We start from the raw sequence: 26,863 nt of genomic DNA, 5'->3' as shown, positions 1-26,863 counted from the left end.
AGTACGGCTCCGCGCAATGATGGGTGGCGGGAGCGTCCGCGGCCAATAAATCCTTGTAAAGGCTGCGGGGGTAGTGGTGCCGTGTAGTGAGGTTGTTAAAGCCTCAACGGGGCCCACCACACGAGGGCCCATCGACGGGCACAACGTTTCACAGACGTTCACTGGCCGGTTTGACTTCTGCCAACGAACATTCCTTCAGCGCCGCAAAGTCTGCGGCCTTCGATAGAGGAGCGTGATATGAAGTCCTTCGACCTGACCCGCATCCAGATTCAACATGAGGATCCCGTACTGGCCATGGGACTGGCTGCCGTGCTGCGCCGCCGCTCTGACCGGGACGTCAACATCAGCGGCATCGACCCTGAGCCCAACGAACCGCCCCAGATCGTGATCGCCGACCACCGGCGCGCGGTCCAACTGGCGATGGTCTGCTCGGACCGCCGCGAGCGCCCCTCGCTGATGGCCGTGGGCACCCAGGACCGTGAACGCGACATCCGACTGGCCCTGGAGGCAGGTGTGTCGGGCGTGTTGCTCGCGGGCTGCCGCCTGGACGAACTCGAGGACGCCGTGAACACGCTGAAGATGGGCTCGCGCTATGTGTGCCGCTCGGCTGCCCAGAAGCTGGCCGAAAGCCTGGGGCACGAGTCCTTGACGACCCGGGAGACGGATGTCCTGCGCCTGCTGGCCAAGGGGCTCGGGAACAAGGCCATCGCCAGGGAGCTCTGCATCGCGGTCGGCACGGTCAAGACGCATGTCAAGGCCATCCTCGACAAGTTGGACGCGTGCACACGGACCCAGGCCGCCGACGTCGCCGCCAAGCGCGGCCTGGTCGATGCGCCCGCGCTGCAGGCCGCTGCCTGAACCTTTGGTCAGGAACCTGGGGAGGCACCATGGACAGGCTCAAGGCGCTCGAAATCTTCAGCTCGGTCGCGATCCACGGCAGCTTCGTCCGTGGCGGCGAGGCGCTGAACCTGTCGAAGCCCGCGACAACGAAGGCTATCCAGGATCTCGAGGCACTTCTCGGCGTCCGTCTGCTCCAACGGACAACCCGGAGCCTTTCCCTGACCGCAGTCGGCAGAGATGTCCTCGAACGGGCGTCCGGGCTGCTGGCCTCCTTTGAAGAGTTGGCGGCCATCAGCAGCCTCAGCGCGAGGGAAGTGAGCGGCACCGTGCGGCTGGCGGCGCCCACAGCGTATGGAGCGCGGCGAATGACAGGTCCGCTGGCCTCGTTCGCGGCCAAGTACCCCAAGGTGCGCATCGAGCTGCACACCACGGAAGACGAAGTCGATCTCATCGAGGACCGCGTGGACCTCGGCGTCTGGGTCGGCGGCGAGCTGCCGCTGGGCTCGATCCCTCGTTGCATCGGACTTGAGGCCGTTGGCCTGTTTGCCGCGCCTGCCTACCTTGAGCGGTGCGGTACGCCGCTGGACCCGCTGGGTCTGGCGGGCCATGACGAGCTCCACTATGTGGGCAGCACGCCGTTGGGGCCATGGCGCTTCACGAGGGACGATGTGGTGGTGGACGCCCCACCTCCCAGGCCCTGGTTGAGTTCCAACAACGAAGAGACGCTGGTGGCGGCGGCCGTTCATGGCGCAGGATTGCTTCGCCTGCCCGAATGCCTGGTTGCCCCGGAACTGTCGTCCGGTCGCCTCGTGAAGATCCTGGCGGACTGGCAACTTGAGCCCCTGTCCGTTCAGCTCGCCTACAGCTCCCGGCGTGGCCAGCCGTTGGCGGTACGGAAGCTGATTGAGCATCTGGCGACCTCGCTGCAGTAGCGCACTGCCGCCGACGACATTTAACGTGAATTAACTCGTCTCTTCCCAGGCGCGCGGGGATGATCCTCGCAAACGACTCCCAGCGTCCCACCGCGCATGTCCGAGGGCTACTCCTTCGCCGGCTACCGACTTCTTCCCGCACAGCGGTTGCTCCTGGACCAAGAGCAGCCGGTTCGCTTGGGAAGCCGGGCGCTCGACCTGCTTGTCGCCTTGGTCGAGCGAGCCGGCGAGGTCATTCCCTCGGCAACCTTGATCGAGAGGGTCTGGCCCAAGACCGTTGTCGCAGAGGACAACCTGCGCGTGCACATCGCCTCCTTGCGCAAGCGGCTGGCGGAGGGGCGTGGCGACGTGCGCTTCATCGGCAATGTGCCACTTCGAGGCTACTGCTTCGTGGCACCCGTGCAGTCCTTGGGTGCCGAGGAGCCGGTTCGGCCCGTCGTCAGCGCCGCAGCTTCAGTCCCCGCGCAGAGCATGGGTGGCCGCATCATCGGCCGCGATGGTGTCGTGTCCAGCCTCGAGGCGCGGCTCCACGAGAAGGGTTTCGTGACCCTGGTGGGTCCCGGCGGGATGGGCAAGACCACGGTGGCCCTGGCTGTCGCGGAAGCCAGTTCTGAGCAATACACGGAGCCGCCGTGCTTTGTGGACCTTGCGCCGCTGTCCGATGGACGCCTGGTGCCGGCCGCGCTGGCCGCCGCGCTCGGCCTGACGCTGCCCTCCGAGCAGCCACTGCCAGCGCTCTATGCGGCGATGCGTGACCGCCGGCTGCTGGTGGTTCTGGACAACTGCGAGCACGTCATCGGCGAGGCTGCAGCCCTGGCGATGGGCCTACATCGTCACGTTCCTTCCGTACGAATCCTGGCGACCAGCCGGGAACCACTCAGGGTGCCGGGGGAGTGGGTGCAGAGGCTGCTGCCGTTGGAACTGCCGCCACTGGCCATGCCACCGACGGCAGCCGAGGCGCTGCGCTACACCGCGGTCCAGCTGCTTGTCGAGCGTGCCACGGCCAGTCTGGACAGTTTCAGCCTGAGCGATGGTGATGCGCAGACGGCCGCCGAGGTCTGCCGGCGCCTGGACGGCATCCCACTGGCCATCGAGCTGGCCGCGGCCCGGATTCCCATGTTCGGTATCCAGGGCGTGGCTACGCGCCTCAACGACCGGTTTGCGCTCCTGACGCGCGGCCCGCGTACCGCCTTGCCGCGCCATCAGACGTTGCGCGCCACGCTCGATTGGAGCCACGACTGTCTGGAGGTCGATGAGCAGCGGCTGCTGCGGCAGCTATCCGTGTTCAAGGGTGCGTTCACCCTTGAGGGCGCGGAGGCTGTGGCCGAAGCCGATGTCGTCGAAGTGATGTCGCACCTGGTGGACAAATCCCTCGTGGTCGCCGTGGACGGGCATTGCTACCGGCTCCTGGACAGCACGCGCGCCTACGCGGCGGAGAAGCTCGCGCTGAGCGGTGACCGCGAGGCGACCCGCTGGCGCCATGCTCGGTACTGCCTGGAGCAGTTGCGGCTGGACATTGCCGAGGACGTCGAGGCTCGGCTGCGTCGTCTTGAAGAGGTGAGGGCGGCACTCGACTGGGCGATCGGCACGGACGATGACGTGGAGTTGGGCATCACCTTGACCGCCGCGGCCGCGCCACTCGCCATCGGCCTGTCGCAGATGACGGACTTCAAAGGACGAGTTCAACTGGCCCTTTCTCGTGTGGTGTCCAGTGGGCTGGAATACAGCGTCGAGGAGGCCTTGCTGCAGCGCGCGCTGGGCGACCTCCTGCTGCACACCGAGGGCGCCGGCGAGGCAATGCAGGAAGCGTTTCGACGCTGCCATGAGGTGGCGGGCCGGCTTGATGACCCGGAGTTGTACGTCATGGCCGTCGGGGGACTTTGGGTCGCCGCGATGGCGCGCGGCGACTATGAGGCCGCCGCCGCGCACTGCGGTCAGCTGGCCGCGATGGTGAGCTCTGACGATGCGCGTCAGCGACTGGCCCGCATGCAGGCGCAGACGGCCTGCTTCGCTGGCGATTTCGAGGCCGCTGTGCCGCTGGCCCAGCAGGTGCTGCGCGACACGGTCGGGTGCCCCGACGAACCCGGTGTCGTCTTCGTCGATGCCCGGGTGTCGATGCGCATCGTCTTGGCTCGCGTCGCCATGGCCCGAGGCCAGACCGCCGAGGCCGCCTCATGGGCCGAGGAGGCGGTCCAGGTCGCGAATGAACTGGACCATGCGATGGCCGTCTGCTACGCGCTGGCCTTCGCCGCGTGTCCCGCTGCATACCGGCGCGGCGACCTTTCCAGCGCCGAGGTGTACCGCCAGCAGCTCGCTGCGATGTCCTCGCGGCATGGCCTGGGGTACTACAGCCGCTGGGCCGAGGGCTACGGACGGCTGAGCTGTGCCGATCTGGTGGTGCACGACATCGCTGATCCCCGCCTCCGGGTAGAGCTGACGACCTTGCGGGCGGACGCGCTGGCTTGAACGCGTCTCGCAGGGCCGCGGGGCTCTCCCGATCGGGGTAGTGCGGGTTGGACCGCTTGGGGCGATTGCAGGGCAAGTGCTGTCAACAGAATGACTTCCAGCCCGCGACAAGCGGCTCGCAAACCCCGCCGATCCCGCAAGCGTGGACACATGGCGGAAGACCACAGCGCCGGACCCGACGGCCCGGCATCACCAGGAGATTCGCATGGCCTCGCTTTCCACCCTCGGGCTCATCCATACCGCCATCAGCGTCGTGGCGTTGGTCTCCGGCTTCATCGCGGTCGCGAAACCGCGCGGGATCTCGTGGAGCGACGGCGCGGGTCGCACGTACATCATCGCCACGCTGCTGACCTGCCTGACCGCGTTCGGCATCTTTCAGCATGGCGGCCTCAACAAGGCCCATGCCCTCGGCGTCGTGACGCTGCTGGTGCTCGCAGGCTCCTACATCGCCGACCGTCGAGTCCCGTCCAGCGCATGGGCCCACTACGTGGCGCCACTCGGCTACACGACCACGCTGTTCCTGCACATGATCCCGGGCGTCACTGAGACGTTCACCCGCATCCCCGTGGGTTCGCCCGTTTTCAACGGGCCCGAGGACCCGGCACTGCAGCAGCTGATCGGCGGCCTCTTCGGCGCCTACCTGGTGGGCGTTGCGCTGCAGGTGCGGCAGCTTCGCCGCAACAAGCCGGTGGCGAAGCAGGGGGTCTCCATCGCCTGAGCCTGCCCCGACAGCCCTCGACGTCTCTCAGCAGACGGCTCGGAAGGGTAAACACGGGTGCCGCGCGTCGCGCGGGCCCGGCTTGACCAGCAGTTGCCCCCTGGATGCGATAGCGACGCGCTCCTATCATGGTCGTCCACTGACCAATCAATCAGCATCCCTGGGGAGGGCTTATGCGGAGATGGCAAGTTGCGCTGGGAGCGGTGCTCGCCGGCTGGAGTTTGAACGCCCATGCCGCGGAACTGGGCATCGCGGCGTTCAACATCGCGTGGGCCGGATCTGAGGCCGATTTCAATGAACACATCCGGGTCTGTACCAGTCCGAAGGTGAACTGGTGCGACACGCGCGCCAAGATCGCCAAGGGCGAGACGACCCCCACGCCCGAAGAAGACGCCCGCGCGAAGCAGTGCCAGGCGGACTTCGACACCGCCGCCGGCAGCGCCGGCAAGGGCATGCTCGTTGCACCGTGCAACGCGTACAAGCTCACCGCATCGAAGTGGAAGAAGGCGGCGCCCGAGATCTATGCCGAGAAGCTTGATGGGCTGCGTCAGACCGTCGATGGCCTCATCCGGGCACGGCGCGTGGACGTGATCGCTTTCCAAGAGGTTCGCTCCGCCGGCGTCATCAAGGAGATCCTTGGCAGCCACGCGGCCGACTTCGAGGCCTGCGTTGCGGACCACACGGCGTTCCAGACGGTCGGATTCGCGTGGCGGCGCTCGGTGACGTCCAAGCCCGGGAAGTGCGCCCCGGAGGCCGGGCTCGCCATCAAGGAGAACCCCCAGGATCCGGCGTCTCTGCGGTACCTGCGGCCGGGCGTGGCCTTGTCGCTCACCATCGGCAAGGATCCCGTCACGCTGATGAACGTGCACCTCAAATCAAGCTGCGCCAACCTCATCACCAGCCCTGCCTTCAAGGGCCATGAACTGACCGACCCCGACTCGGCCTGTCAGGTCCTGAACCGGCAGGTTGCGCCGCTGGAAGCCTGGATAGACGGCGTGGCCAAGACGTCGCCCTTGTTCGTCGTGCTCGGGGACTTCAACCGCAGGCTGGATGAGGAAGCCGCGAAGGTTGTGGCCCCCAAGGACGTGCGCAAGGACCACACGGATCCGGCGACACCGAACAAGACGGGGGCCAACGGCGAGGTCAGCTCCAGGTTCCTCTGGCAGGAGCTGTCTGATGGAGACCCGACGTTGGTCCAGGTTCCGCCGCCGATGACGACGGACTGCAAGGGCTTTGAAGGGCTGGATCACATCCTGATCAGCGCCGCGCTGAACAAGCGGCAGACCGGCCCGCTCTCGTCGGAGAAGGTCAAGGTCGAGCAGAAGGACAAGCAGGTCATCATGACCAGCGACCACTGTCCCCGGATCACCAGACTCACCCTCTGACCTCGCGCTGTCCGGCGAGCCCGTCTACCGGCCAGGCACTGGCCTCACGTCCCTTCAAAAACCATGAAAACTGAAGTCCGCAATGCTGCCGAGCTGGCGGCCTGGTTGACGCTCCCCGGACCTGCGGTCATCCAGGATCTCGACCTCACCGCCGCGTCAGCGGAGATTGCCAAGCGCGACCTGACCGGCTGTTCCTTCCTGGGCTGCGTCATGCCCCCCGACCTGGCGAAGGCGGCGGGGGAAGCGCACTGCCTGGTGCTTCCGCCCATTGAGCCGTCGGACGAGGCCCCCTTCAATCCGTACTCGGTCAGCATGTACACGCCGCGCGAGCTCTACGAGGGCTATGACCCGGAGGATCCCGCCACCTACGACAGGTATGTCGACCGCAAGGTGTACCTCTCGTACATGTCCCTCGGCCCACCGGCCGAGCTCAAGCCGGTGGCGGCCGATGTCCTGCTGCTGCGCCGGATGCATGACGCCACGATTGCCACCGCGCTGGACGGCTTCGTCAAGAACGCGCAGGGGCGCATCGTCGCCATCATGGGTGGCCATGATCGTGCCCGCAGCGACGAGCGCTACCTCCAGGTGGCCATGCTGGCGCTGGAGTTGACACGCAAGAACTACATCATCGCGACCGGCGGTGGCCCAGGCCTCATGGAGGCCGCGAACCTCGGCGCCTACGCCGCCGGCTTTGCCGACCCGGAAGCCGTGGTGAAGGCGTCCGTCGAGCAGTTGAAGGCGGCGCCGACGTACAAGGACGCGAACTGGCTGAAGGTCGGCTACAAGGTCTGGAAGGGACTGGGCGATCCGGTCGATTTCCAGAAGAGCCGCAACCTCGGCATCCCCACCTGGTTCTACGGGCACGAGCCGCCCAACCTGTTCGCCACCGACATCGCCAAGTACTTCGAGAACAGCGTCCGCGAGGAGGGCCTGCTGGCCATCGCCCATTCAGGCGTGCTCTTCGCCGAGGGCAATGGCGGCACCGTGCAGGAAATATTCCAGGACGCTTGCCAGAACTACTACCGCACCTACGGACAGCTGAAGAGCCCGATGGTGCTGCTGGGAACCGAGTACTGGAACTGGACCGAGCCTGACTACGGAAATCCTGCGGACAAGCGGCGCCCGGTGTACCCGGTATTGAAGAAGCTGGCTTCCGAAAAGGGCTTCGCCGACTACGTGCACATCACCGACAGCACAGCCGACGCCATCGATTTCATCGTCAGGCACCCGCCGGTAAAGGCCTAGGCCGGCTGGCCGTTCACCCTTGGACGGTGATCGCGGCAAACAAAACACAACTCAAACAGGGAAGAGGGACGGCATGGCCGATATCGGAAAGCGCTTGATCCAGCTGCGCGCGCGGCGGGTAGGAGACGACCGCCCGCAACGCACGGCGTTGAGTGCCGCCCAGACGCTCGACGTCATGGCGAAGTCGCTGTATCAGTCGGACGAGAAGTGGGAACGGAACCGGCATGCGCGCCCCTTCACCGCCTATGCACTGGGCGCGATGCAGGAAGTCGGCGAGACCTACACCAGGGTCAGCGTGGAGGAAGCCGAGCGTGTGGGCAAGCAGCTTGTCCCACGGCTGGCCCGCCGCGGCATTCCTGCGGAGTACCGCCTGCAGGGATCCGTGCCGCTGAACGTGCACATCCGCCGGGTGAGTGACGTGGACTTGCTGATGCTGGACACCAGCCATCGGACCTACGACAGACACGGTGCCATGGCGGCGAGCGGCGCCTACCTCTATCAACCTGCCAGGAACTCAGTGGGCGTGCTCGGCTCGCTCCGCGCGGGGGTCATATCAAGCTTGAGGGAGGCCTACACGGCCGCGACCGTCGATGCCTCGGGCGCAAAGGCCGTCACCGTTTCCGGTGGATCGCTGCAGCGCGTGGTCGACGTCGTCCCTTCGCACTGGCATGACACCATCCAGTACCAGAGTTCTCGCATGGAGCGGGATCGCGGCGTCACGATCCTCGACTCCAAGAAGGCTACGACGATCGACAACCTGCCGTTCCTTCACATCCATCGGGTTGGCGAGCGCTGCGACAGCATCCTTGGGGGACTGCGCAAGTCGATCCGCCTATGCAAGCAGGTCAAGGCCGACATGGAGAAGGAAGGCAAGACGGTCTCGTTGCCGAGCTTCGACATCGCCGCGGCGATGTATCACGCCGACATGGCTCAGCTCCGGATCGGCGTGGTGTACGAACTGGCCGTCCTCGCCGAGACGCAGCGCTTCCTAGACTATTTGCACCACAACAAGGACTACGCCAGGACGCTGGTGACGCCGGACGGTCTGCGGCGCATCTTCGACGATCCGAAGAAACTGGACGGCCTCACCCAACTCTCGGTTGAGATGGACGATCTGCTCAAGCAGGTTGCGCGGGAGCATGGCTACGGCGTTTCCACGCATCTCTCGACGGAAGACCTTCGCACCAGGCTCAAGCTCACCAACGTCGAGGCATGACCCCATGACGGACATCCAGGAATCTGCAGCGCCCGACCGGCCGCTGCGCGTCTTGACGCTCGATGGCGGTGGCGCCAAGGGCTTCTACACGCTCGGTGTGCTCACCGAGATCGAGGCCATGATCGGCGGGCCACTGCACGAGAAGTTCGATCTGATATTCGGCACGAGCACCGGATCCATCATTGCATCGCTGATCGCGCTGGGCCGATCCGTCGACGAGATCCTGGCGTTGTATCGCGAACATGTGCCGACGGTGATGTCCGAAAAGACGCGATCCGGCCGAACGCAGGCGCTGACCGAGTTGGCCAAGACGGTCTTCGGCGACGCCGGATTCACGGAAGTCAAGACCGGCATCGGCGTTGTGACTGCGAGGTGGTTGACCGAGCGGCCCATGATCTTCAAGGCCAGCGTGGCCCAGGCGCACGGCCGAGCCGGCAGCTTCGTGCCAGGATTCGGCGTGTCGATCGCGGACGCCGTCCGGGCATCTTGCTCGGCCTACCCATTCTTCGAGCGCACCATCGTCAAGACGTCCAAGGGCGAAAGCATCGAGCTCATCGACGGCGGCTATTGCGCGAACAACCCGACGCTGTATGCCATCGCGGATGCGGTGCACGCGCTCAAGCGAGACCGTCAGGACATTCGCATCGTCAGCGTCGGCGTGGGCGTGTATCCCGAGCCGAAGCCGCCGTTCTGGATGCGCTTGGCCAAGAGGTACGTGGTCAGCGTCGAGCTGCTGCAGAAGACGCTGGAGATCAACACGCAGTCCATGGATCAACTGCGCCAACTGCTGTTCCACGACGTGCCCACCATCCGCATCAGCGACACCTTCGCCCAGCCGGAGATGGCCACCGACCTGCTGGAACATGACCTGGTCAAGCTGGACGTGCTGTTCCAGCGCGGTAGAGAGTCCTTCGCGTCGCGCGAGAAGCAGCTGCGCGAGTACCTGATGTAGGAGCAGAGGTCGCCATGGCCATTCCCGAGTCTCAGTTGGTGACCTGGTCACACCAGGGATCCATCGCCCAGTCGTCCACCACCTACAACAGCATCAAGGGTGTCCTCGAAGGTAACGGCACACCGTACGCGGGCAAGAACTACAAGGTCTTCCTGCAGGGCTCTTACGGCAACGACACCAACATCTGGGCAGAGAGCGACGTCGACATCGTCATCTGCCTGAACGATTGCTGGCAGCGGGATATCGAGGCCTTGTCACCAGAGGACACGGCCGCCTACCAGGGCGCGTTCGTCGATGCCACCTATGGGCATGTCGAGTTCAAGAACGACGTGGTTGCCGCGTTGACGGCCCGTTACGGGACAGACGTCAAGGTCGGCGACAAAGCCATCGCCCTCGCGGCCAACGGTACCCGGCGCAAGGCGGATGTCATTGCTGCGATCCAGTTCCGGCGCTACTACACGTTCAAGTCCGCCTCCAATTCGACCTACGACGAAGGCATCTGCTTCTACAACGCGGCCGGCGAGCGCATCGCAAACTATCCGCGCCAGCACTCAGCCAATCTCACGCAGAAGCACAAGGACACCTCGCAATGGTTCAAGCCCGTGGCTCGGGTTTTCAAGAACATGCGCAGCCGCCTCGTCGACGACGGCCTCATCAAACCGGGCGTGGCGCCGTCCTATTACATCGAAGGGCTGCTCCACAACGTGCCGAGCGGGCTGTTCGGAACGAACTACCAGAGCTCTGTCGCCAATGCCATCGACTGGTATCGCAACGAGGCTGACAAGACGCAGCTTGTTTGCGCCAACCAGCAGTACTACCTGCTGCGCGACGGCGCGAACACCTGCTGGAACCAGGCCAACTGCGATGCGTTCATCGACGCTGCCGCGGAACTTTGGCATAGCTGGTGAGGGGAAGAACCAGATAGCCCCCTTTGGGCAACCCGATGCGTCTACCGCGGTCCGCGACGATGGGAGCTCGTTTGGCAGAGTCGGTGGCCTAGCCCCAACGAGGTAGCGGACGCCCCATCGGTTGGGTTGTTGGTGGCCATGTCAGCGTAGCGAGGTCCGGGAGCGCCGGGTCATCGACGCTCGATGTCAACACAAGTTGTTGGCAGGCGAGCAATGAACATCACCCTTTCGAAGCATTTCCGCGCGATCGCGGCCAGCGCGATGCTGATTGCGGGCTGTGGCCTGGCCCACGGGGACGAGACCCCGACATGGTGGCGCCCCAACCAGTACTTCGTCCAGGCCGGCGCGGCAGAGGACGCCAATGCGCTCACCATGGGCGCCATCTGGTACTCCGATTGGGCCAGCCTGTACTCGGGCGGCCTCTTGCGCCTGTACTGGGAGGCGTCCTTCGGGCGTTGGTCTGCCGATCAACCGGACGGCTCCACGCGATCGGCCTGGGTGACGCAGGTCGGCATCACGCCAGTGCTGCGCTGGTACCTTGGTGCCGAGTCGACGCGCTGGTTCGTGGAGGCCGGCATCGGCGGCAACCTGCTGTTGCCCATCTATCGCAGCCGAGACAAGCGCTTCAGCACGACTTTCAATTTCGGCGACCACATTGGCATCGGCATGCCGTTCGGGGAAGGAGACAGGCAGGAGATCGCCTTGCGGATCCAGCACTTCTCCAATGCGGGCATCCGGCACCCGAACCCTGGCGAGAACTTTGTGCAGCTTCGCTACACGGCCCGGTTCTAGGCGTGCTCAGTCGCTGCTCAGCACGAGCGCGACACCGTCAGCCAGTGCCCGCGCCGACACGGGTTTGCGCAGCGTCGCGTTGGGGGCCGCGGCGGGGTCATCTTCAACAGTCGGAAATCCGCTGACCAGCAGGATGGGCACCTCCGGCCGAACCTGACGGAACTCGCGGATGAGATCCGTGCCCGAGAGCCCTGGCATGCGCTCGTCGGTGACGACGGCGTCGAACAGCCGCGGAGCCCTGCGGAAGGCCTCGAGCGCGGCTCGGCTCGAGCCGTAGCCGTGCGCGTCGTATCCAAGGTCGGTCAGCATCCGCAGGACCAACTCCAGCAAGGGCGCTTCATCGTCGATGACCATGACGGCTTCCCCGCGTCCCTTGGGCAGCGCCGGAGCTGGCACGCTCGGCGAGACGTCGACCTCTCCGCCGGCGGGCAGCCACACGGTGAACGTGCTGCCGGCGCCGACGGCCGTGGTCACGTCGACAGCGCCGCCAAGCTCTCCCACGATGCCGTGGACCAAGGACAGGCCCAAGCCATTGCCCACCGCGGCCTCCTTGGTGGTGAAAAACGGATCGAAGATGCGCTCCATGGTCTCCGTGGTGATGCCGATGCCGGTGTCACGAACCTGCAGCACCAGGTAGGCGCCGGCCGCGAGCGTGCCGGTGGTCACGACGAAGCCGGCATGTGGGTGCCGGCGCTCGACCTGGATGGTCAGCTCGCCGCCGTCGGGCATGGCCTGCAGCGCGTTGGTGGCCAGGTTCATGATGACCTGGTGCACCTGGGTCGCATCGCCCAGGACTGCACCTCGCCCACCGTGCAGGTGGAGATTCATGGCCACGCCCGCGGGCAGGCCGGCTTGAAGGAGGTCAGCCGCTTCCCGAACGACGCTTTCCAGGTGAACCAGCACGCGCTCGCCGATACCGCTGCGGCTGAAGGCCAGCACACGGTCCACAAGTGCGCGGCCGCGCTCTCCTGCAATCAGGATCTGCTGGATATCGCGCTGCTGACGACTGCCGTCGGCGGAACCTTGGATGGCCATCTCGCCGTAGCCGAGGATGATGCCGAGGATGTTGTTGAAGTCGTGAGCGATGCCGCCCGCCATGGCACCCATGGCCTCCAGGCGCTGCGACTGCCGGCGTGCGGCATCGGTGCGCTTTTGCCGGTCGATGTCGCCCACGGAGCCCGCAAACCGCGTCGCCTCACCCGTCTCGGTGCGAAGGCATAGCCCTCGAATCCGGACCCATCGCCAGCCGCCATCATCAGTCGCGACCCGAAACTCCCTGTCGAACAGCTCTGCCTGGCCTGCGATGTACTGGTCCGCGCTGGCCCTGAGCCCCAACACATCGTCCGGATGGACCTTCAGCGCTGCTCGCCATTCGGCGCGGGTTTTGGTGGGGGTTCCGGGGGACAGGCCGAGGATGGCCTGGGCCCGTTCGGACAGGAACATGGCGTCGGCCGGAATGTCCCAGTCCCAGATGCCATCGGTCGACGCTGCCGCCGCGAGCTGGAAGCGCTCCTCGGAACGGCGCAGCGCCTGTTCGCTCCTCTTTCGTTCGGTGATGTCGGTGATCGAACCCGTCCAGCGCACCATGACCCCGTGCGGGTCGCGCGTGGCCACGCCGGTCAGGTGGACCCAACGCTCCTCGCCACGGATGAGCATGCGCATCTCGGTCTCCAGCCGAGGCGCGGTGCTGGCGTAGAAGGTCGACATGCTTCGGACGACCTCCTGCTGGTCATCCGGGTGATAGGGAAAGTGCCGAATGAAGCCTGCGCGATCACCGAAGACCGTGTCTGGTGGCAGGCCGCAGACCTCCAGAAAGCGTGGTGACCCATAGAACTCGTCCTCCGACACGAGCCAATCGGTGTGGCCGTCGCCGGCAGAGTCCGCGACGGCGTACCGCTCTTGGGCCCGGCGCAGTTCAGTGGCCAGCTGATGCTCTACGTCGCAGGCCGTGATGGTCCCGAGCAAGCGGATCGGTTCTCCGTCAGCATCCTGTTCGATCAGGCCATGGCAACGCACCCAGCGCCAGCCGGCCGGCGTGCGGACTCGCCAATCGACGCAAAGGTTGTCAGCTTCGCCTCGTGCGGTGGTCTGCAGCTGAATGCGGCGGGGCGAAGCATCTTCTGGATGCACGTTGTCCGGCGTCAGCCACCACTCCACGGAGACGACGAACTCGTCGGCGCTGAGCCCGCAGAGCTGTCTGGCCATTTGGTCCAGTTCGACAGTCGAACTTCTCAGGTCCCATGTCCAGACGCCTGCTCCCAGGGCTCCCAGCGCCTTGGCAAGAAGTGTCGGGCTGTCGATTGGCGTCATCCTGTGTCCTCGCTGCCTTCATTGCACGCTGCGTTCTGCTCAAGATTGTGATGGTCCGGCGTCACTGGATGACAACCGTCACAAACGGCGAGTCAGCGCTGTCTTTCCATGAGATGCTTGATCGATGATGGCCGCGCCTTCAACCCCAGAAACGTCCCTTGGAGCTGCGGCGACTCCACGGCATGTCGTGGTTATTGATGATGACCCGCAGATTCGTCAGATGGTCGCGGACTACCTGGGTGACCGCGACGTTCGGGTGACGGCACTGGCCGGCAGCCGAGGCCTGGAGGACTTGCTGGCCCGTGAGGCCATCGAGCTGCTGCTGCTCGACTTGAAGCTCCCCGGCGAAGACGGCATCGAGATTGCCCGGCGCGTTCGCCAGACCAGCGAACTGCCCATCATCGTCCTCACCGGGCGGCAGGATGAGGCGGACCGCGTGATGGCGCTCGAGCTCGGCGCCGACGACTACCTCACCAAGCCGTTTTCGCTCAGAGAGCTGCTGGCGCGAATGCGCGCAGTGCTCAGGCGGTCGCGTGGGCGCGAGAGCATCCCCGAGCTGTTGTCCAAGGTGCGGCTGTATCGGTTCGCGGGCTGGGAACTGAACGTCCGACTGCGGCAGCTGCGAGCGCCGGACGATGCGCTGATCGGGCTGACCAACAACGACTTCAACCTGCTTGTCGCCTTCCTGGCCGCGCCCCAGCAGGTGCTGCCGCGTGACCGGCTGATTGACCTGTCCCGGCTGCACAACGACGAGGTCTACGACCGCACCATCGACGTTCAGGTCGGTCGTCTGCGCCGGAAGCTGGAAGCGCATGGGGGAGGGGAGTTGATCGCCACCGAGCGCGGCGCTGGCTATGTGTTCAGGTCCTCGGTCGAGGTCTTGCGCTGATGGCGGAGCTTGCCACCGGCCGCTCCCGCCTCGAGAGCTGGCTGGAAGCAGGGCTGACGGCCGTCTTCCTGGCAGCACTGCTCATCAACCTGGGCAACAGCCTGGCCAGGAGCGCGCTGGATGCTGCGGCGATCTGGGCTGACGAGGCGCAGCAGTTCGCGCTGGTCTGGTTGGCCTTCCTCGGCGCGGCATTGGCGACCGTCCAGGACAACCACTTGCGGATGGACGTCCTGCGCGGCCGTCTACCTAGGGGCGTCAAGCGGATCGTGACCGCCGTGGAGGCGTTCCTCGTACCGGCGATCTGTGCCTTCGCGACATTGCAGTCGCTCAAGTACCTGCAGCAGATCGCCTCGCTCGGAGCGCGCAGCGACATGGCGGGGCTCCCGATGTGGATTCCGCATGCTGCCGTCACGCTGGGCTTTGCCCTGATGACGGTGCTGGAGGGTGTCCGGCTTCCCCGCCGGTTCAAGGGGGTCCAGTGAGCGCCGCCCTGACCGTCATCCCCTTCGCATTGCTGCTTCTCGGCTTCCCGATCTACGTGGTGCTGCTGGCCGGGAGCTGTGTCGCCCTGGCCATCTCGCCGGACCTGCCGCTGCTCGCCCTGCACCAGAACCTGTTCGCGGGCGTGAACTCGTTGGCACTGCTGGCTATCCCGTTTTTCATCTACGCAGGCGAACTGATGGGGCGGGGCAGCCTGGCCAACCGCCTCATCGACGTCGTCGACGGCGTGGCTCGGCCCTTGCCCGGCAGCCTGGCGCTGACGACCGTCGGCAGCGCGACGCTGTTCGGCGCGATTTCCGGGGCCAGTGCCGCGACCGTGGCCACCATCGGCCGCGTCATGCATCCCGCGCTGCTGGGCGCCGGCTACTCGCCGAGGTTCGCAGCAGGCTTGGTGACCACGGTGGGGGCGATCGACATCGTCATCCCGCCGAGCATTCCGTTGATCGTTTATGCCATCGCAGCCAATGAGTCGGTCCCGCGTCTCTATGCGGCGGGAGTGCTTCCCGGATTGGTGCTGGCCGCGCTGCTCGCAGCCTATGTGGTGATCGAAGCCCGGCGTAGCGGCGTAGGGCATGTCCGGCGCTTCGATTGGGCAACCTTGCGTCGCGCGGCTGTCCGGTCGCTGTGGGCCCTGGGGGCGCCCTTCGTGGTGCTCGGCGGTATCTATGGCGGCTGGGCTTCGCCGACGGAGTCCGCGGCCTATGGCTGCGCCTATGCAGCCCTTGTCACGCGATTCATCTACCGAGAACTGGGCTGGCGCGAGGTCGCCGCGGCTGCGGCCAGCACCATCCGCTTCTGTGGGCAGGTCCTCATCATCGTGGCCTGCGCCAACGTGTTCGGCTGGCTGCTGACGGTGCAGCAAGTGCCGGCGACGGTCGTGGCTTGGGTGAACCACTGGGAGCTGCCTGCGTGGGCCCTGCTGCTGGCAATGAATGTCCTGCTGCTCATCGCCGGCTGCCTCATCGACCCCATCTCGGCCATCCTGATGTTCGCGCCCCTGCTGGTGCCGGTGGCGCAGTCCGCCGGCATCGACTTGATTCATCTCGGCATCGTGATGACGGTGAACCTGGCCATCGGGCTTTTCACGCCCCCGTTTGGCATCAATCTCTTCGTCGCGCAGTCAACGTTGAAGCTGCCGCTGCCCCTGCTGTACCGAAGCATCCTCCCGTTCCTTTTCGTGTATCTCATCGGCCTGGCCGTGGTGACCTACGTGCCATCTCTGTCGCTGCTCGGTACGCAGCTGTTCCTGGCCGTGCCGGAGTAACGAGTGAACTTGAACCGACGCCACGTTTCTGCCCTGTTGCTCGGCAACGCCCTGGGCGCGCCTGCATTCGCCGCCGCGCCTGAGCTCACGATGAAGATTGCCAGCCCCGTTGCGGGCGACGCGTCCAACGAGTGGATGCGCCGCTTCAAACAGGGCGTCGAGCAGCGTCTGCCAGGACAGGTGCGAGTCGAGCTCTATCCGTCAAACCAGCTCGGCCCGATTCCAGCCACCGTCGAGGGGGTGGCGCTCGGCACGATCCAGATGACGATTCCCGCAGCCGGCTTCGTGACCGGGCTGGAGCCACGTTTTCAGGTGCTGGACGTGCCAGGCCTCTTCGACAGCGTCCAGCACACGCAGCGGGTGTTTGCGGACCCCGCCGCGCGCCAACTGGTGGCTGGGTTCGGAAGCGGAAAAGGGGTCGAAGCGCTGTTCGTCTACGCGGCAAGCCCCTTGATGCTGCTGACGCGACGGCCTGTGACCAGCCTGGCCGACCTGAAGGGCATGAAGATCCGGTCAACCGGTGGTGCGGCTTTCCAGATCGAGCCGCTGCGCAAGCTTGGCGCCATCCCGGTCTCGATGCCCCTGGGCGACACGATGTCGGCTCTGCAGAACCGCGCCCTCGATGGGGTGGTCTCCGGCATCGCCGTCTTCACCGCCTTGAAGTACCACGACGTGGCCCGCTGCCTCACGCTGCTTCCTGGGTCGATGCTCATGATCGTCGGCTTGGCCAGCAGGACGTTCCTGTCCAAGCTTGGCAGGCCGGCCGAAGCGGTTGTGCGCGACGAGTCCCAGCGCGCTGAGACCGTGCTGGCCCAACTCGGCGCCGACGACATGGAACGCATGCAGGCCCAGTGGCGGGAGCGTGGCGGCAGCATCGCGACGCTGCCCGCGCCCGAGGCCAGGCGCTACCTGGAGATCGTTGACGGGGTGCTCAAGCCCATGCTGAGCAGCAACCCCACGCTGCAGGCCGACTACTTGGCCTTGCGCGCGGCGGCCCAGCGCGTCCGGAGCTAACCGCCAATGCGACGGTTGACACACACACCATGCTCGCCGTCACACTGATGCGCCATCTTGCCGTTGAAATGAGCGAACCGACTTTGCCTTCGCGGTCGCGCGCCCGCATGAACCAGATTCTCATCATCGAGTCCGATTTCCAAATTCGACGTCTGCTGGAGCACTGGGTAGAGGAGGCTGGGTACGCGGTGATGGGCGATCAGACCGAGGCAGGCGCAGGCGGGCCCGATCTCGTAATCGCCGGCTTGGGATCGTCATCGACAAGGGTTGCCGAGCGCATCGACGCGCTCCGACGGGCGCATAGCGCCCCGCTGTTGCTGGTCTCGTCCAGGTTTCGGCGCGGGCTGGCGGAGTCGCACACCGCGGCGCGTCACCTCGGTGTCCAGGCGGTCTTGCCAACGCCGTTCAACCAGGCTGAGCTGATGTCAGCCATTGCGTCCGCGCAAGGCGCCTGAGGCATGAGTCCGCGTCTTCAAGTCATCGCGGGCCAGGCCGTCCGAGGTGAGCCGACGGTGTTTGATGCGCCAGCTTTGCGGTTCGGCCCGTTCGTTCTGCATCGAGCCAGGAAGCTTCTGCTGGAAGGCGACAGGCCTGTGCGGCTTAGCAGCCGCGCGTTCGAGGTGCTGTCCGCGCTCGTTGAGGCCGCCGGCGTGCTGGTGTCCAAGGACACGCTGATGGAGCGGGCTTGGCCAGGTACGGTTGTCGAGGAAATCAACCTGCGGGTTCAGATCGCTTCAATCCGCAAGCTGTTGGGCGACTCCCAGGACACCCGGTACATCAGCAACGTGCCTGGACGCGGCTATTGCTTCGTCGCGCCGGTCACACAGGTCGAGGCCCGGCTGCCCACGCCGCCCGCCCTGGCCACCGTCAGGCGCGGCGGGCCGGGGCGGGCGATTTGGCCAATGCTGGGCAGGGAAGCCGAACTGGCTCTCCTCGTCCGCCAGCTGGCAGATCGCCGGCTGGTGACCGTTGTCGGGCCTGGGGGCATCGGCAAGACGACCTTGGCCATCTCCGCCGTCCATGCATTGGAGCCGCAGCAAGCCGACGGCGCATTCTTCGCAGATCTGGCGTCGGCCCAGGACACCTCGGACATCGCAGCGTCGATCGCGACCGCATTCGGGGCCACCGTTCAGGGGGCAGACCCTGCAGCCAGCCTGGCCGCGTTCATTCGATCGCGCCAGTTGCTGCTGTGCTTGGACAACTGTGAGCACGTCGTCGACAGCGTTGCAGAGCTGGTCGAGTCGTTGCTGGCACAGTGCCCATCGTTGCGAGTTCTGGCCACGAGCCGAGAGGCGCTGCGCGTCGACGGCGAGCAGCGCCATCACCTGGGCGCTCTCGCTTTGCCTCCGCTTGTGGGATTCGAGACTGCGGCTGTCGCCATGGCCTTCGCGTCAGTCCAGCTCTTCGTGGACCGTGCAACCGCCAGCCTCGGGGACTTCCAGCTTCTGGACGCGGATGCCGACGCAGTTGCTCGGCTGTGTCACCGCCTGGGGGGCGTGCCGTTGGCGATCGAGCTGGCCGCTGCGCGCATCGACCAGTTCGGAGTTCAGGGCCTGGCCGACCGTCTTGACGACCAGTTGCTGCTGCAGGCGCCCGGCCGGCGAACGGCACTTCCGCGTCAGCGAACGCTCAAGGGCATGCTGGATTGGAGCCACGATCTGCTGGAACCGGTCCAGCAGACGGTGTTGCACCGCCTCTCGGTCTTCAAGGGCAGCTTTGGCCTTGAAGACGCTATTGCGATGGTTACCGCGGATGACGTCGACGCCAGCGGCGCGGGGGCAGCCCTCGTTGCGCTGGCGGAGAAGTCACTTCTGCTCACCGAACGTCTGGATCGCGCCACGCGCTACCGCATGTTGGAGGTCACACGAGCCTACGCCTCAGAGCATCTGGCCCTCGACGGTGCCCAGGAAACCTGGTTTCGCCGGCATGCGGAGTACCAGCTGGACCGGATGGCGCGAGCCGACGCCCGCTGGTCGGAGCTGGGCCGAGAGCGCTGGCTGTTGACCCACGCCAATGCCATTGATGACCTGCGGGCAGCGCTGCGGTGGGCGCAGGAGTGTCGCGACGATCGGTTGTCTTCGAAGCTCGCCGCCGCGGCACTGCCCCTGGCGTTTCAACTGGGCCTTCTTGGCGAGTGCCGTGGGTGGGCCGAGCAGGCGCTGGCCCTGGGCGGCGGCGCCAGCGAGCCCACGGTGGCAATGCGGCTGCTCACGGCGCTGGGGCACATCGAGGTGCAGACGTCGGCGGATTCAGAGGCGGCGCGACAGTGGTTCGAGAGGGCGTATCAGCTCACGCTGCAGCAATTGCCCGAGTTGCGGCGGGATGGCATCGCCGGCCTGTTCGTTGCGGCCTACGGTGCGGCCAACTATCCGGAAGCCGCCGGACACGCCCAGACGCTGCTCGACACCGCGCCCACAGCGGCGAGCAGCAGCGCGGAGCTTCATGCCCGGCGCATGCTCTCCCAGTCGATTCATCACCTTGGTCAACATTCCAAGGCCTATGCGCTGGCCGAGTCCCTGCTGGCTGCACAGGTGCCGGGGCTGCCCTTGACGAACAACAGCGCGCTGCAGATCGACCGACGGGTATCGATGCTCATCGTCGTGTCGCGCGTGGACTGGCTGCACGGCAAGAGCGAAGACGCCCAAGCGCAGGTTGAGGTCCTGCTTTCCATTGCGAGGGCCGACTCACCGTTCGCGCTGTGTCAGGCCCTGGCCATGGCGGCCATCCCCATCGCTTGGTGGTCAGGCGAATTGGATGTGGTCGAGGAGCGGATCGCGCTGCTTGACGAGCAGGCCATGCGCTTCGGGTCACTGCAATGGCAGAGTTGGGCCGCCCACTACGCTGCCACGCTCGCCGCTTTGCGGGGCGAGAAGCCCGCGAAGCTTCCGCAGCGGCCGGCGACCACCAAGCAGAAGGACATCTTGGCAACGCTGATGCCGGAGCTCGCGGATGCTTCCGTGCTTCAGCGAGTGCTCGCGGGCATGGTGGGATGGAACGCCGCGGAGGTGTTCCGTGCTCAGGCGGTCATGAAGCATGCCACGGGAGATCTGGAAGGCGCCCGAGGCGCGGCGTTCGCGGCCCTGTCGAAGGCGAGGGCGCAAGGGGAGCTGGCCTGGGAGCTGCGAGCCGCAAGGACCGCTGTGCTGCTCGGCATGGAGGGTAGCCAGGATGCCTTGGAAACCGCTCTTGCTCGGTGTGCCGTTCTCGGCACGCGAGGGCCCGATGTTCGTGAAGCCGAGGTGCAGTAGCCTGATGTCGCGCCGCTGATGCCGACCTGATACCTGTGCCTCGCCTCTGGCAGTGAGACCACTGCTTGGGGTCTTATCCTGCTCGCATGGTCAAGCCCACCGTCCTGCTCGACAAGAGTTACCTCCAAAGTGCAGCAAGCTCCGCAATCCGCGAGCTGGCGGCGACACACACGCTGCTGATGCCCTGCGTGCTGTTCTATGAGATGGTGTCGGCGGACGAGCCCAAACGATCAAGCCTGCTCAACAAGTTTCTCGCTCTTGACGTCGCCGTCGTTCCGCTGAAATCGCTGAACGTCTTGCTGCAAATCGAGATGCGTTCGCACAGATGCTGCGGCCGTCCCTCAGACCATGTCGAGGCGGTCCATCAGCACACGCTGCTCGCCGCGCTGGCGCCGGAATCCAATCAAGAGGCGTGGGCAGCCGAGATGCTTGCGGAGCAGGCCGAATACCTGAAGTCGGAGGTCCTGCGCTATCGCGGCATCGTCGACGCCGTGCGCAGGCTGTTTCCGCAACTCACGAGAGGATCTGATGACGCACGCCGGAACTCTCACGAGATCGCGGAAGAGATCGTCGCCACCCCTGCCCAAATGAAGACCTTCTACGACAGCATGGCCAGCGCCCCTGGACAAGGCGGTCTACAGGCGCCGCCGGCCGAGATCGTCGATGAGAACTGGGTCAGCTTCAGGCTGATGCAGGTGAAACTGCTGTTCGCCATGGAACTCACGCACAGGCTGGGTGCCCACGATATGCCCCCCGAACTTGGCAGGAAGGCCTTCACGGAGCTCGAGCATGACGTGCTCGACCAGCAGTACCTCATCCAGGGTGTGCTGGAAGGATCATTGGCGACCGAGGAAAAGAAGCTGCAGCGCTGGTTTCGGTTGCTGCGCCCCGATGGGCAACTGCACTGTCGCCCGCCGGTGGGGTTGCCTGCCTGAGGTTTACCCCGCTGCGTGGTGCAGGGCAGGCCGGCAGCGCTGCTTGGGATAGCGTGGCGCCACATGACAGCTGACACAAAACTGGCCTCATCTGTCACAAGCGTGGGGTTGGAAGCATTTCCAATGCCTGCATGGCTCTTTCCCGCCGATGAAGGTATCCGACACGCATTCACCACCGGGCTTGCATAACCCTCCAGTCGCCCGCCTGGCCGCCGACGTGGTCTACCAGTTCGGCAACTTTCGGCTGTACCCGTCTCGTCAGCGACTGCTGGACGGCGACAACGCGATCCGTCTCGGCAGTCGAGCGTTGGAACTGTTGACGATGCTCGTCGAGCAGGCCGGCACCCTCGTCGACAAGGGCGCGCTCATGGAGCGGGGGTGGCCCGATACGGTGGTCGAGGAGATCAACCTGCGCGTGCAAATCGCGGCCCTGCGCAAGGCTCTTGGGGACGTCGAGGGCATTGGCCGGCTCATCGCCACAGCTCCTGGCCGGGGCTATACGTTCACGGCCCCCGTCACCGTCATCGACGACGCACCGGCCCAGATACCGACGGCGGCGCCTGAGTTGCCACCGCATCACATTCCCCGCCGAACCGGGCGCATCTTCGGTCGCGAGCAGGCCATTGCGGCCATCGTGGATCAGTTGCCTCAGCGAGGCTTCATCACGATCGTCGGCCCGGGAGGCATGGGCAAAACCACATTGGCGGTGGCCGTGGCGGAGCAACTCTTGCCACACCTGCCGGACGGTGCCTTCTTCGTGGACCTTGCGCCGATCTCGGAGGCAGATGCGGTCCCGTCCGCGATCGTGTCCGCCATGCAGCTCACGCTGAGCGGCCCGATGCAGTTGGAGCGCCTGGCCGCGCAGTTGACCGGGCGAGCGATGCTGGTGGTGCTGGACAACTGCGAGCATCTGGCGGACAGCGCAGCGGCCGCAGCGGAGACGCTCTTGCGCGCCTCCCCAGACCTGTGGGTGCTCGCCACGAGCCGGGAGCCACTGCGGGCGGAGGGCGAGTGGCTACACCGAGTGCAACCGCTAGGACTGCCTGGCTCGGACGTGAGCCTGCTGCTTGCCACGGCTGCGGAAGCCATGCGTTGGCCGGCGGTCCAGCTATTTGTCGAGCGGGCGACCGCCTGCCTCGATTCGTTCACCCTGACCGACACCGACGCTCCCTTGGCCCTGGCCCTCTGCCGGGAGCTCGACGGAATGCCCTTGGCGATCGAGCTTGCCGCGGCCCGGGTCGACACGCTGGGGCTGCACGGGATCTACGACAACCTCAAGGAGCGGCTGCACCTCCTGGCGAGCGGTTTGCGCACTGTGCAGCCCAGGCAACGCACGCTGCGGGCCCTGTTGGACTGGAGCTACACGTTGCTCCCCGAGGACACCCGGTGTGTCATGCGGCGATTGGGCGTGTTCCAGAGCTCCTTCAGTCTTGAGGAGGCGGCCAGCGTCGTGGCCGACGAGGAGCTAAGCGCCGTGGCGGTGAAGCAGCGGGTGGTCGCACTCGCTGACCGCTCGCTGCTCTCGATCGACGCCAGCGGGGACGTCGCGCGCTATCGCATGTTGGAGGTCACCCGCGCCTACGCAGGCGAGTTGCTGGTTGAGAGCGAAGAGCACAGCATGCTTGGCATGCGACACGCGCTGATGCTGCTCGACCACTACGAGCGCAGCGCCTCGGACTGGGATGTGCTGTCGCGGTCGGCCTGGCTGGCTCAGCACGCCAGGTTCACCGACGACCTTCGATCCGCACTGGACTGGGCGTTCGGACCTGACGGGGACGACGAAATCGGCGTCAAGCTGGTTGTCGCGGTGGCTCCGCTGGCCTTCGAGTTGGTGGTCCTGCATGACCTTCGATCGCGCGTTCAGCAGGCGATCTCGGTGCTGGAACAGCTGCCTGGAGACCATCGGGAGACGGCTGCACGCCTGTACACGGCGCTGGGCAGCCTGTTCAACCAGCTTCTGGGACCGAGCCCGGAGATGGCGATCGCGTACCAGCGTGCCTTTGACCTGGTGCCCGATCGGGAGGATGCCAAAGCGATGACACCCTCCGTGGTGGGCCTGTGGGCGAAAGACTATGCCTCGGGCGAGTACGCGAAGTCCGCGGAATGGGCCCAACGGTTGGAGACGCTGGCCAAAGCACGGGACGACGCCATTGCCTTGTTGATTGCCAAGCGGATGCTCGCCCAGGCCAACCACATGATGGGCAATCACGAGACGGCGAGAGCGTTTGCGACCAGGGTGATGCAGTACCCGCAGGGGCGCTTTCCCCTCGTGTACGGCCCGTCCCAGACCAGTGTGCATGTGACGATGCGCATCGTGCTCGCGCGCACGGACTGGCTTGAAGGGCGGGCGGACGATGCGGCCGAGCGGATCGGCGAGGCCGTCGACCTGGCGGCGGGAGAGCACGTCATCGCCGAATATTTGGTTCTTGCCATGGCCGCGGTCCCAATTGCCCTGTGGCGGGGTGACCTGGAACTGGCCCGTGCCCGCATCGATCGGTTGCACACGTTGATGCAGCGGTATCCCTCCCCGTACTGGCAGGCCTGGGCTGATGGCTTCGACTACGCGTTGCGGCCGCAAGGGCGGTCGCCACCTCCCTATGACCCGCTCCGGTTCGAGAATTTCGTGACGTTGCATCGCGACCTTTGGCACCCCAGGGCACTGGCGCGCGTCGAGGCCGGCACGAGCAACTGGTGCGCACCGGAGGTCTTGCGCGTGCACGCGCTGCGGTTGGCTGGGGAAGAACCGGCCAAGGCGGAGGCGACGTTGATCCGGGCGCTGGACCTTGCGCGGGAGCAGGGAGCCTTGGCGTGGGAGCTGCGCTGCGCGACTTCGCTGGCCGAGCTGTGGATGCCGAACCGGCCAGGAAAGGCGCGGACCCTTCTTCGCCCCGTGGTGCGCCGTCTCAGGCAAGGCCTGGACACCCGCGATGTGCTGGCGGCGCTGGCCCTTGCTGAGGCCTGACCGACACAGGCGACGAGATTTAACGGCCTTTAACTCGTCAGCCTGACGGTCTGGGGCAATCATGTCCTCATGTCCCATAGGCCACGCTCGGTTTCACTGTTCATGTCGCATCGCCGTCAAGTTCTGCCAGGCCTCCTTCTCGCCACCAGCACGGCAGGCGCCCAGACGGTGCTGCCCGATGTCGTCGTCAGCGCCGAGCGCGCGGAAACCATGCTCCGGCGCACGCCGGTCTCCGCGGTCGTTGTCGATCCGCGCGACATCGAGGCTCAGGGGCTGACGCAGCTCAGCGATCTGACAGGAAGGGTGGCCGGTGTCGTCGTCCCAAACGGCTTCAGCAACCAACCGCAGGCGGTCGCGATCCGTGGGATCGGTGCGTCGCAGCCCGCGATGTCGCAGGCCGTCGGCATCTATCTGGACGACGTGCCGCTGGTACGTGGCTACGGTACCGCGCTGTGGGATCTGCCTGACATCGCACGCATTGAAGTGCTGCGTGGTCCACAGGGAACGCTGCACGGCCAGAACAGCACCGCCGGTGCAGTCAAACTGGTCTCGTTGGAGCCTGGTTTCCATCCTGAACTGTGGGGTGCGGTCATGGCCGGCAACCTGGGCTCAAGAGGTGTCCGTGGTTATGCGGCGGGACGGCTGGGGGAGGGCCCGCTGGCCGGTAGCTTTGCGTTTTCCAGGCGTGTGAACGACGGCTTTGGCTACAACGCCGCGACCGGCGAGCGGGTGAACCAGCTCGACACGCTGCAGTGGCGCGCGAAGCTGCGCTGGGGGCAGGGGGAGGGTCCCGTCGTTGTGCTGGCCATCGACGGGTTGCAGGATCGCTCGGACACAAGCACCCAAAACTTCCCGCTGAATCATCCCGATGCTGCGCCGCGGCGCAGCTTCACCTCGGTGCCCAACGGAGACTTCGAGCGCGATGCGCTCGGGGCGACGCTCACCGTCCGCTGGCAGCTCGGCGAGGGTCTGACTGCAAAGAGCATCACGGCCTGGCGTGGTTTTGATGACGATCCAACACTGGTGGATGTGGGTGGGCTTGAGGTCCAGCGCTTCGGGCTACGCCAACGGGTGACGCAGAGGGCCGCCTCCCAGGAGTTCCAACTGCGTGGCGTTCGCGGCAGCGCGACCTGGACCGTAGGCGCCATTGCCCAGCACGACAACTTCGACTTCCACCGGTTCACGCAGACCTATCCGCTGGCCGCGCCGGCCCCCAGCCGCTCGGAGGCCTGGTCCAAGCTCAGAACGACGGACGTCGGCGTCTACGGCCAAGCACGCTTCGCGCTTGACGCAAGGAACTCCGTGACGGTGGGGCTCCGCGGCTGGCGGACAAAGCAGGAGGGCTCGAACGCGTTCTGGCGCCTGAACAGCGCTGGCGAGCGGAGCGCACAGGTCTACACCGCTCCGGACTTGTCCACGCAGGACAGTGGTGTCACCCCGAGGTTGCTCGTGGAATCCCAGTGGAGCCCGACGGCCTTCGTCTACGCCAGCGCCACCCAGGGCGCGAAGTTCGGCGGTTTCAACCGCGCGGCCGAGTCGGAGAGGGCGGCGCGGGTCGCCACGAAGCCCGAGAAAGTGACGACGCTGGAGCTCGGCAGCAAGAGCCGACATGCCGAGGGCAGGCTCGATCTCAACGTCGCCGCGTTCTACAACCGATATCGCGACCTTCTGGCTTCGCTCAACAACACGACCATCGACGGAGTTTTGGTCCCCGAACCTGTGCTGATCAACGCCGGCCGTGCGCACAGCTGGGGGCTTGACGTCGAGCTGGCGGCTCAGCTTGGCGTTCGCACGAGCCTGGAGCTGTCGATGGAGCTGCTACGCTCGCGCATCGACGAGTTCCAGACAGCGTTGGCCGGGTCCGTCGTCGGACGGCGGCTCCCCAACGCACCCGCTGGCAGCGCGGGCTTGACGCTCCGGCACCAGTCCCCACTGTCAGCAGTCGGCGTCTTGGAGTGGACGTCGACGCTTCGGCATGTGCGATCGAGCTTCTCAGACCTGGCCAACACGCCAGACCTCAAGACGCCGGAGCAGACCCTCTGGGATGCGGGCGTTACCTTCCGCGATTCATCGGGGCACTGGTCTGCATCGTTGATGGTCAAGAACCTGGCGGGCCGAGACATCGCTTCGTTGCGCACGCGCATTCCACCGCTCGGCGTCGATTCGGTCTACTGGAACGCCCCCAGGACGGCGTTGGTGTCGGTGCGCTGGGATCTTTGAGGCTCGGTTGGCAAAGCGCCTCTCCCAATCGGGTGAGTGCGAGGTGTACTGGTCTCGACAGTTCCT

General features: G+C 65.8%; 20 protein-coding genes. 19 read left to right on the top strand and 1 reads right to left on the bottom strand.

The window, feature by feature from the left end; translation table 11 throughout:
• Window positions 1-237: 237 nt before the first annotated feature.
• From QM732_RS09305 to QM732_RS09260, 10 genes are all read left to right on the top strand, one after another.
• Window positions 238-858 (top strand): response regulator transcription factor, encoded by a 621-nt coding sequence (locus QM732_RS09305; RefSeq protein ID WP_415655888.1) that lies wholly within the window; start codon window positions 238-240, stop codon window positions 856-858.
• 29 nt (window positions 859-887) lie between these two features.
• Window positions 888-1,772 carry a LysR substrate-binding domain-containing protein gene (locus QM732_RS09300; RefSeq protein WP_415655887.1) on the top strand — a complete coding sequence of 295 codons (885 nt, stop codon included), beginning with the start codon at window positions 888-890 and terminating at the stop codon, window positions 1,770-1,772.
• 96 nt (window positions 1,773-1,868) lie between these two features.
• Window positions 1,869-4,238, top strand: a complete 2,370-nt coding sequence (locus QM732_RS09295; RefSeq protein ID WP_415655886.1) for an ATP-binding protein — start codon at window positions 1,869-1,871, stop codon at window positions 4,236-4,238.
• A gap of 205 nt (window positions 4,239-4,443) precedes the next feature.
• A complete protein-coding gene (locus tag QM732_RS09290; RefSeq protein ID WP_415655885.1) occupies window positions 4,444-4,956 on the top strand; it encodes a hypothetical protein in 513 nt (170 codons plus the stop codon).
• Between the two features lie 221 nt (window positions 4,957-5,177).
• Window positions 5,178-6,341: an endonuclease/exonuclease/phosphatase family protein gene (locus QM732_RS09285; RefSeq protein WP_415655884.1), complete on the top strand. Its 1,164-nt coding sequence runs from the start codon at window positions 5,178-5,180 to the stop codon at window positions 6,339-6,341.
• 63 nt (window positions 6,342-6,404) lie between these two features.
• Window positions 6,405-7,586, top strand: a complete 1,182-nt coding sequence (locus tag QM732_RS09280) for an LOG family protein (RefSeq protein WP_415655883.1) — start codon at window positions 6,405-6,407, stop codon at window positions 7,584-7,586.
• 73 nt (window positions 7,587-7,659) lie between these two features.
• Window positions 7,660-8,802: a hypothetical protein gene (locus tag QM732_RS09275; protein WP_415655882.1), complete on the top strand. Its 1,143-nt coding sequence runs from the start codon at window positions 7,660-7,662 to the stop codon at window positions 8,800-8,802.
• A 4-nt stretch (window positions 8,803-8,806) separates the two neighbouring features.
• On the top strand, window positions 8,807-9,754 hold the full coding sequence (locus tag QM732_RS09270; protein WP_415655881.1) for a patatin-like phospholipase family protein: 948 nt from the start codon (window positions 8,807-8,809) through the stop codon (window positions 9,752-9,754).
• Window positions 9,755-9,768: 14 nt separating this feature from the next.
• On the top strand, window positions 9,769-10,662 hold the full coding sequence (locus tag QM732_RS09265) for a nucleotidyltransferase (protein ID WP_415655880.1): 894 nt from the start codon (window positions 9,769-9,771) through the stop codon (window positions 10,660-10,662).
• Between the two features lie 213 nt (window positions 10,663-10,875).
• The gene (locus QM732_RS09260) at window positions 10,876-11,454 is read left to right on the top strand and encodes an acyloxyacyl hydrolase (protein WP_415655879.1); all 579 of its coding nucleotides are present in this window, start codon (window positions 10,876-10,878) and stop codon (window positions 11,452-11,454) included.
• Between the two features lie 6 nt (window positions 11,455-11,460).
• On the opposite strand, the gene QM732_RS09255 is transcribed toward QM732_RS09260, so the two are convergent.
• Entirely contained in the window at window positions 11,461-13,659 is a 2,199-nt protein-coding gene (locus QM732_RS09255; protein WP_415655878.1) for a PAS domain-containing protein, read from the bottom strand.
• 229 nt (window positions 13,660-13,888) lie between these two features.
• Here QM732_RS09255 and QM732_RS09250 point away from each other — a divergent pair, with 229 nt between their 5' ends.
• The 9 genes from QM732_RS09250 (at window position 13,889) to QM732_RS09210 (ending at window position 26,797) form a co-directional block, all read left to right on the top strand.
• The gene (locus QM732_RS09250) at window positions 13,889-14,653 is read left to right on the top strand and encodes a response regulator (RefSeq protein ID WP_415655877.1); all 765 of its coding nucleotides are present in this window, start codon (window positions 13,889-13,891) and stop codon (window positions 14,651-14,653) included.
• On the top strand, window positions 14,653-15,135 hold the full coding sequence (locus QM732_RS09245) for a TRAP transporter small permease (protein ID WP_415655876.1): 483 nt from the start codon (window positions 14,653-14,655) through the stop codon (window positions 15,133-15,135). Before QM732_RS09250 ends, QM732_RS09245 begins: the two co-directional genes overlap by 1 nt.
• Window positions 15,132-16,418 (top strand): TRAP transporter large permease, encoded by a 1,287-nt coding sequence (locus tag QM732_RS09240; RefSeq protein WP_415655875.1) that lies wholly within the window; start codon window positions 15,132-15,134, stop codon window positions 16,416-16,418. Before QM732_RS09245 ends, QM732_RS09240 begins: the two co-directional genes overlap by 4 nt.
• A gap of 3 nt (window positions 16,419-16,421) precedes the next feature.
• Window positions 16,422-17,432: a TRAP transporter substrate-binding protein gene (locus QM732_RS09235; protein WP_415655874.1), complete on the top strand. Its 1,011-nt coding sequence runs from the start codon at window positions 16,422-16,424 to the stop codon at window positions 17,430-17,432.
• A gap of 29 nt (window positions 17,433-17,461) precedes the next feature.
• Entirely contained in the window at window positions 17,462-17,887 is a 426-nt protein-coding gene (locus tag QM732_RS09230) for a hypothetical protein (RefSeq protein ID WP_415655873.1), read from the top strand.
• Between the two features lie 3 nt (window positions 17,888-17,890).
• Complete coding sequence (locus QM732_RS09225; RefSeq protein ID WP_415655872.1) at window positions 17,891-20,680, top strand: ATP-binding protein; 2,790 nt, start codon at window positions 17,891-17,893, stop codon at window positions 20,678-20,680.
• An 86-nt stretch (window positions 20,681-20,766) separates the two neighbouring features.
• A complete protein-coding gene (locus QM732_RS09220) occupies window positions 20,767-21,615 on the top strand; it encodes a hypothetical protein (protein WP_415655871.1) in 849 nt (282 codons plus the stop codon).
• Window positions 21,616-21,763: 148 nt separating this feature from the next.
• Window positions 21,764-24,577 (top strand): ATP-binding protein, encoded by a 2,814-nt coding sequence (locus tag QM732_RS09215; protein WP_415655870.1) that lies wholly within the window; start codon window positions 21,764-21,766, stop codon window positions 24,575-24,577.
• A gap of 168 nt (window positions 24,578-24,745) precedes the next feature.
• On the top strand, window positions 24,746-26,797 hold the full coding sequence (locus QM732_RS09210) for a TonB-dependent receptor (RefSeq protein WP_415655869.1): 2,052 nt from the start codon (window positions 24,746-24,748) through the stop codon (window positions 26,795-26,797).
• Window positions 26,798-26,863: the final 66 nt, after the last annotated feature.

It is taken from the genome of Roseateles sp., from assembly GCF_047654805.1.
Taxonomy (GTDB): Bacteria; Pseudomonadota; Gammaproteobacteria; order Burkholderiales; family Burkholderiaceae_C; genus Pelomonas.
This window is presented reverse-complemented; position numbering and strand designations above follow the sequence as displayed.

Coding starts and splice junctions, on each gene's coding strand:
- QM732_RS09305 (WP_415655888.1), top strand. CDS start 238: ATGAAGTCCTTCGACCTGACCCGCATCCAGATTCAACATGAGGATCCC.
- QM732_RS09300 (WP_415655887.1), top strand. CDS start 888: ATGGACAGGCTCAAGGCGCTCGAAATCTTCAGCTCGGTCGCGATCCAC.
- QM732_RS09295 (WP_415655886.1), top strand. CDS start 1,869: ATGTCCGAGGGCTACTCCTTCGCCGGCTACCGACTTCTTCCCGCACAG.
- QM732_RS09290 (WP_415655885.1), top strand. CDS start 4,444: ATGGCCTCGCTTTCCACCCTCGGGCTCATCCATACCGCCATCAGCGTC.
- QM732_RS09280 (WP_415655883.1), top strand. CDS start 6,405: ATGAAAACTGAAGTCCGCAATGCTGCCGAGCTGGCGGCCTGGTTGACG.
- QM732_RS09275 (WP_415655882.1), top strand. CDS start 7,660: ATGGCCGATATCGGAAAGCGCTTGATCCAGCTGCGCGCGCGGCGGGTA.
- QM732_RS09270 (WP_415655881.1), top strand. CDS start 8,807: ATGACGGACATCCAGGAATCTGCAGCGCCCGACCGGCCGCTGCGCGTC.
- QM732_RS09265 (WP_415655880.1), top strand. CDS start 9,769: ATGGCCATTCCCGAGTCTCAGTTGGTGACCTGGTCACACCAGGGATCC.
- QM732_RS09260 (WP_415655879.1), top strand. CDS start 10,876: ATGAACATCACCCTTTCGAAGCATTTCCGCGCGATCGCGGCCAGCGCG.
- QM732_RS09255 (WP_415655878.1), bottom strand. CDS start 13,659: ATGGCCAGACAGCTCTGCGGGCTCAGCGCCGACGAGTTCGTCGTCTCC.
- QM732_RS09250 (WP_415655877.1), top strand. CDS start 13,889: ATGATGGCCGCGCCTTCAACCCCAGAAACGTCCCTTGGAGCTGCGGCG.
- QM732_RS09245 (WP_415655876.1), top strand. CDS start 14,653: ATGGCGGAGCTTGCCACCGGCCGCTCCCGCCTCGAGAGCTGGCTGGAA.
- QM732_RS09230 (WP_415655873.1), top strand. CDS start 17,462: ATGCTCGCCGTCACACTGATGCGCCATCTTGCCGTTGAAATGAGCGAA.
- QM732_RS09225 (WP_415655872.1), top strand. CDS start 17,891: ATGAGTCCGCGTCTTCAAGTCATCGCGGGCCAGGCCGTCCGAGGTGAG.
- QM732_RS09220 (WP_415655871.1), top strand. CDS start 20,767: ATGGTCAAGCCCACCGTCCTGCTCGACAAGAGTTACCTCCAAAGTGCA.
- QM732_RS09215 (WP_415655870.1), top strand. CDS start 21,764: ATGAAGGTATCCGACACGCATTCACCACCGGGCTTGCATAACCCTCCA.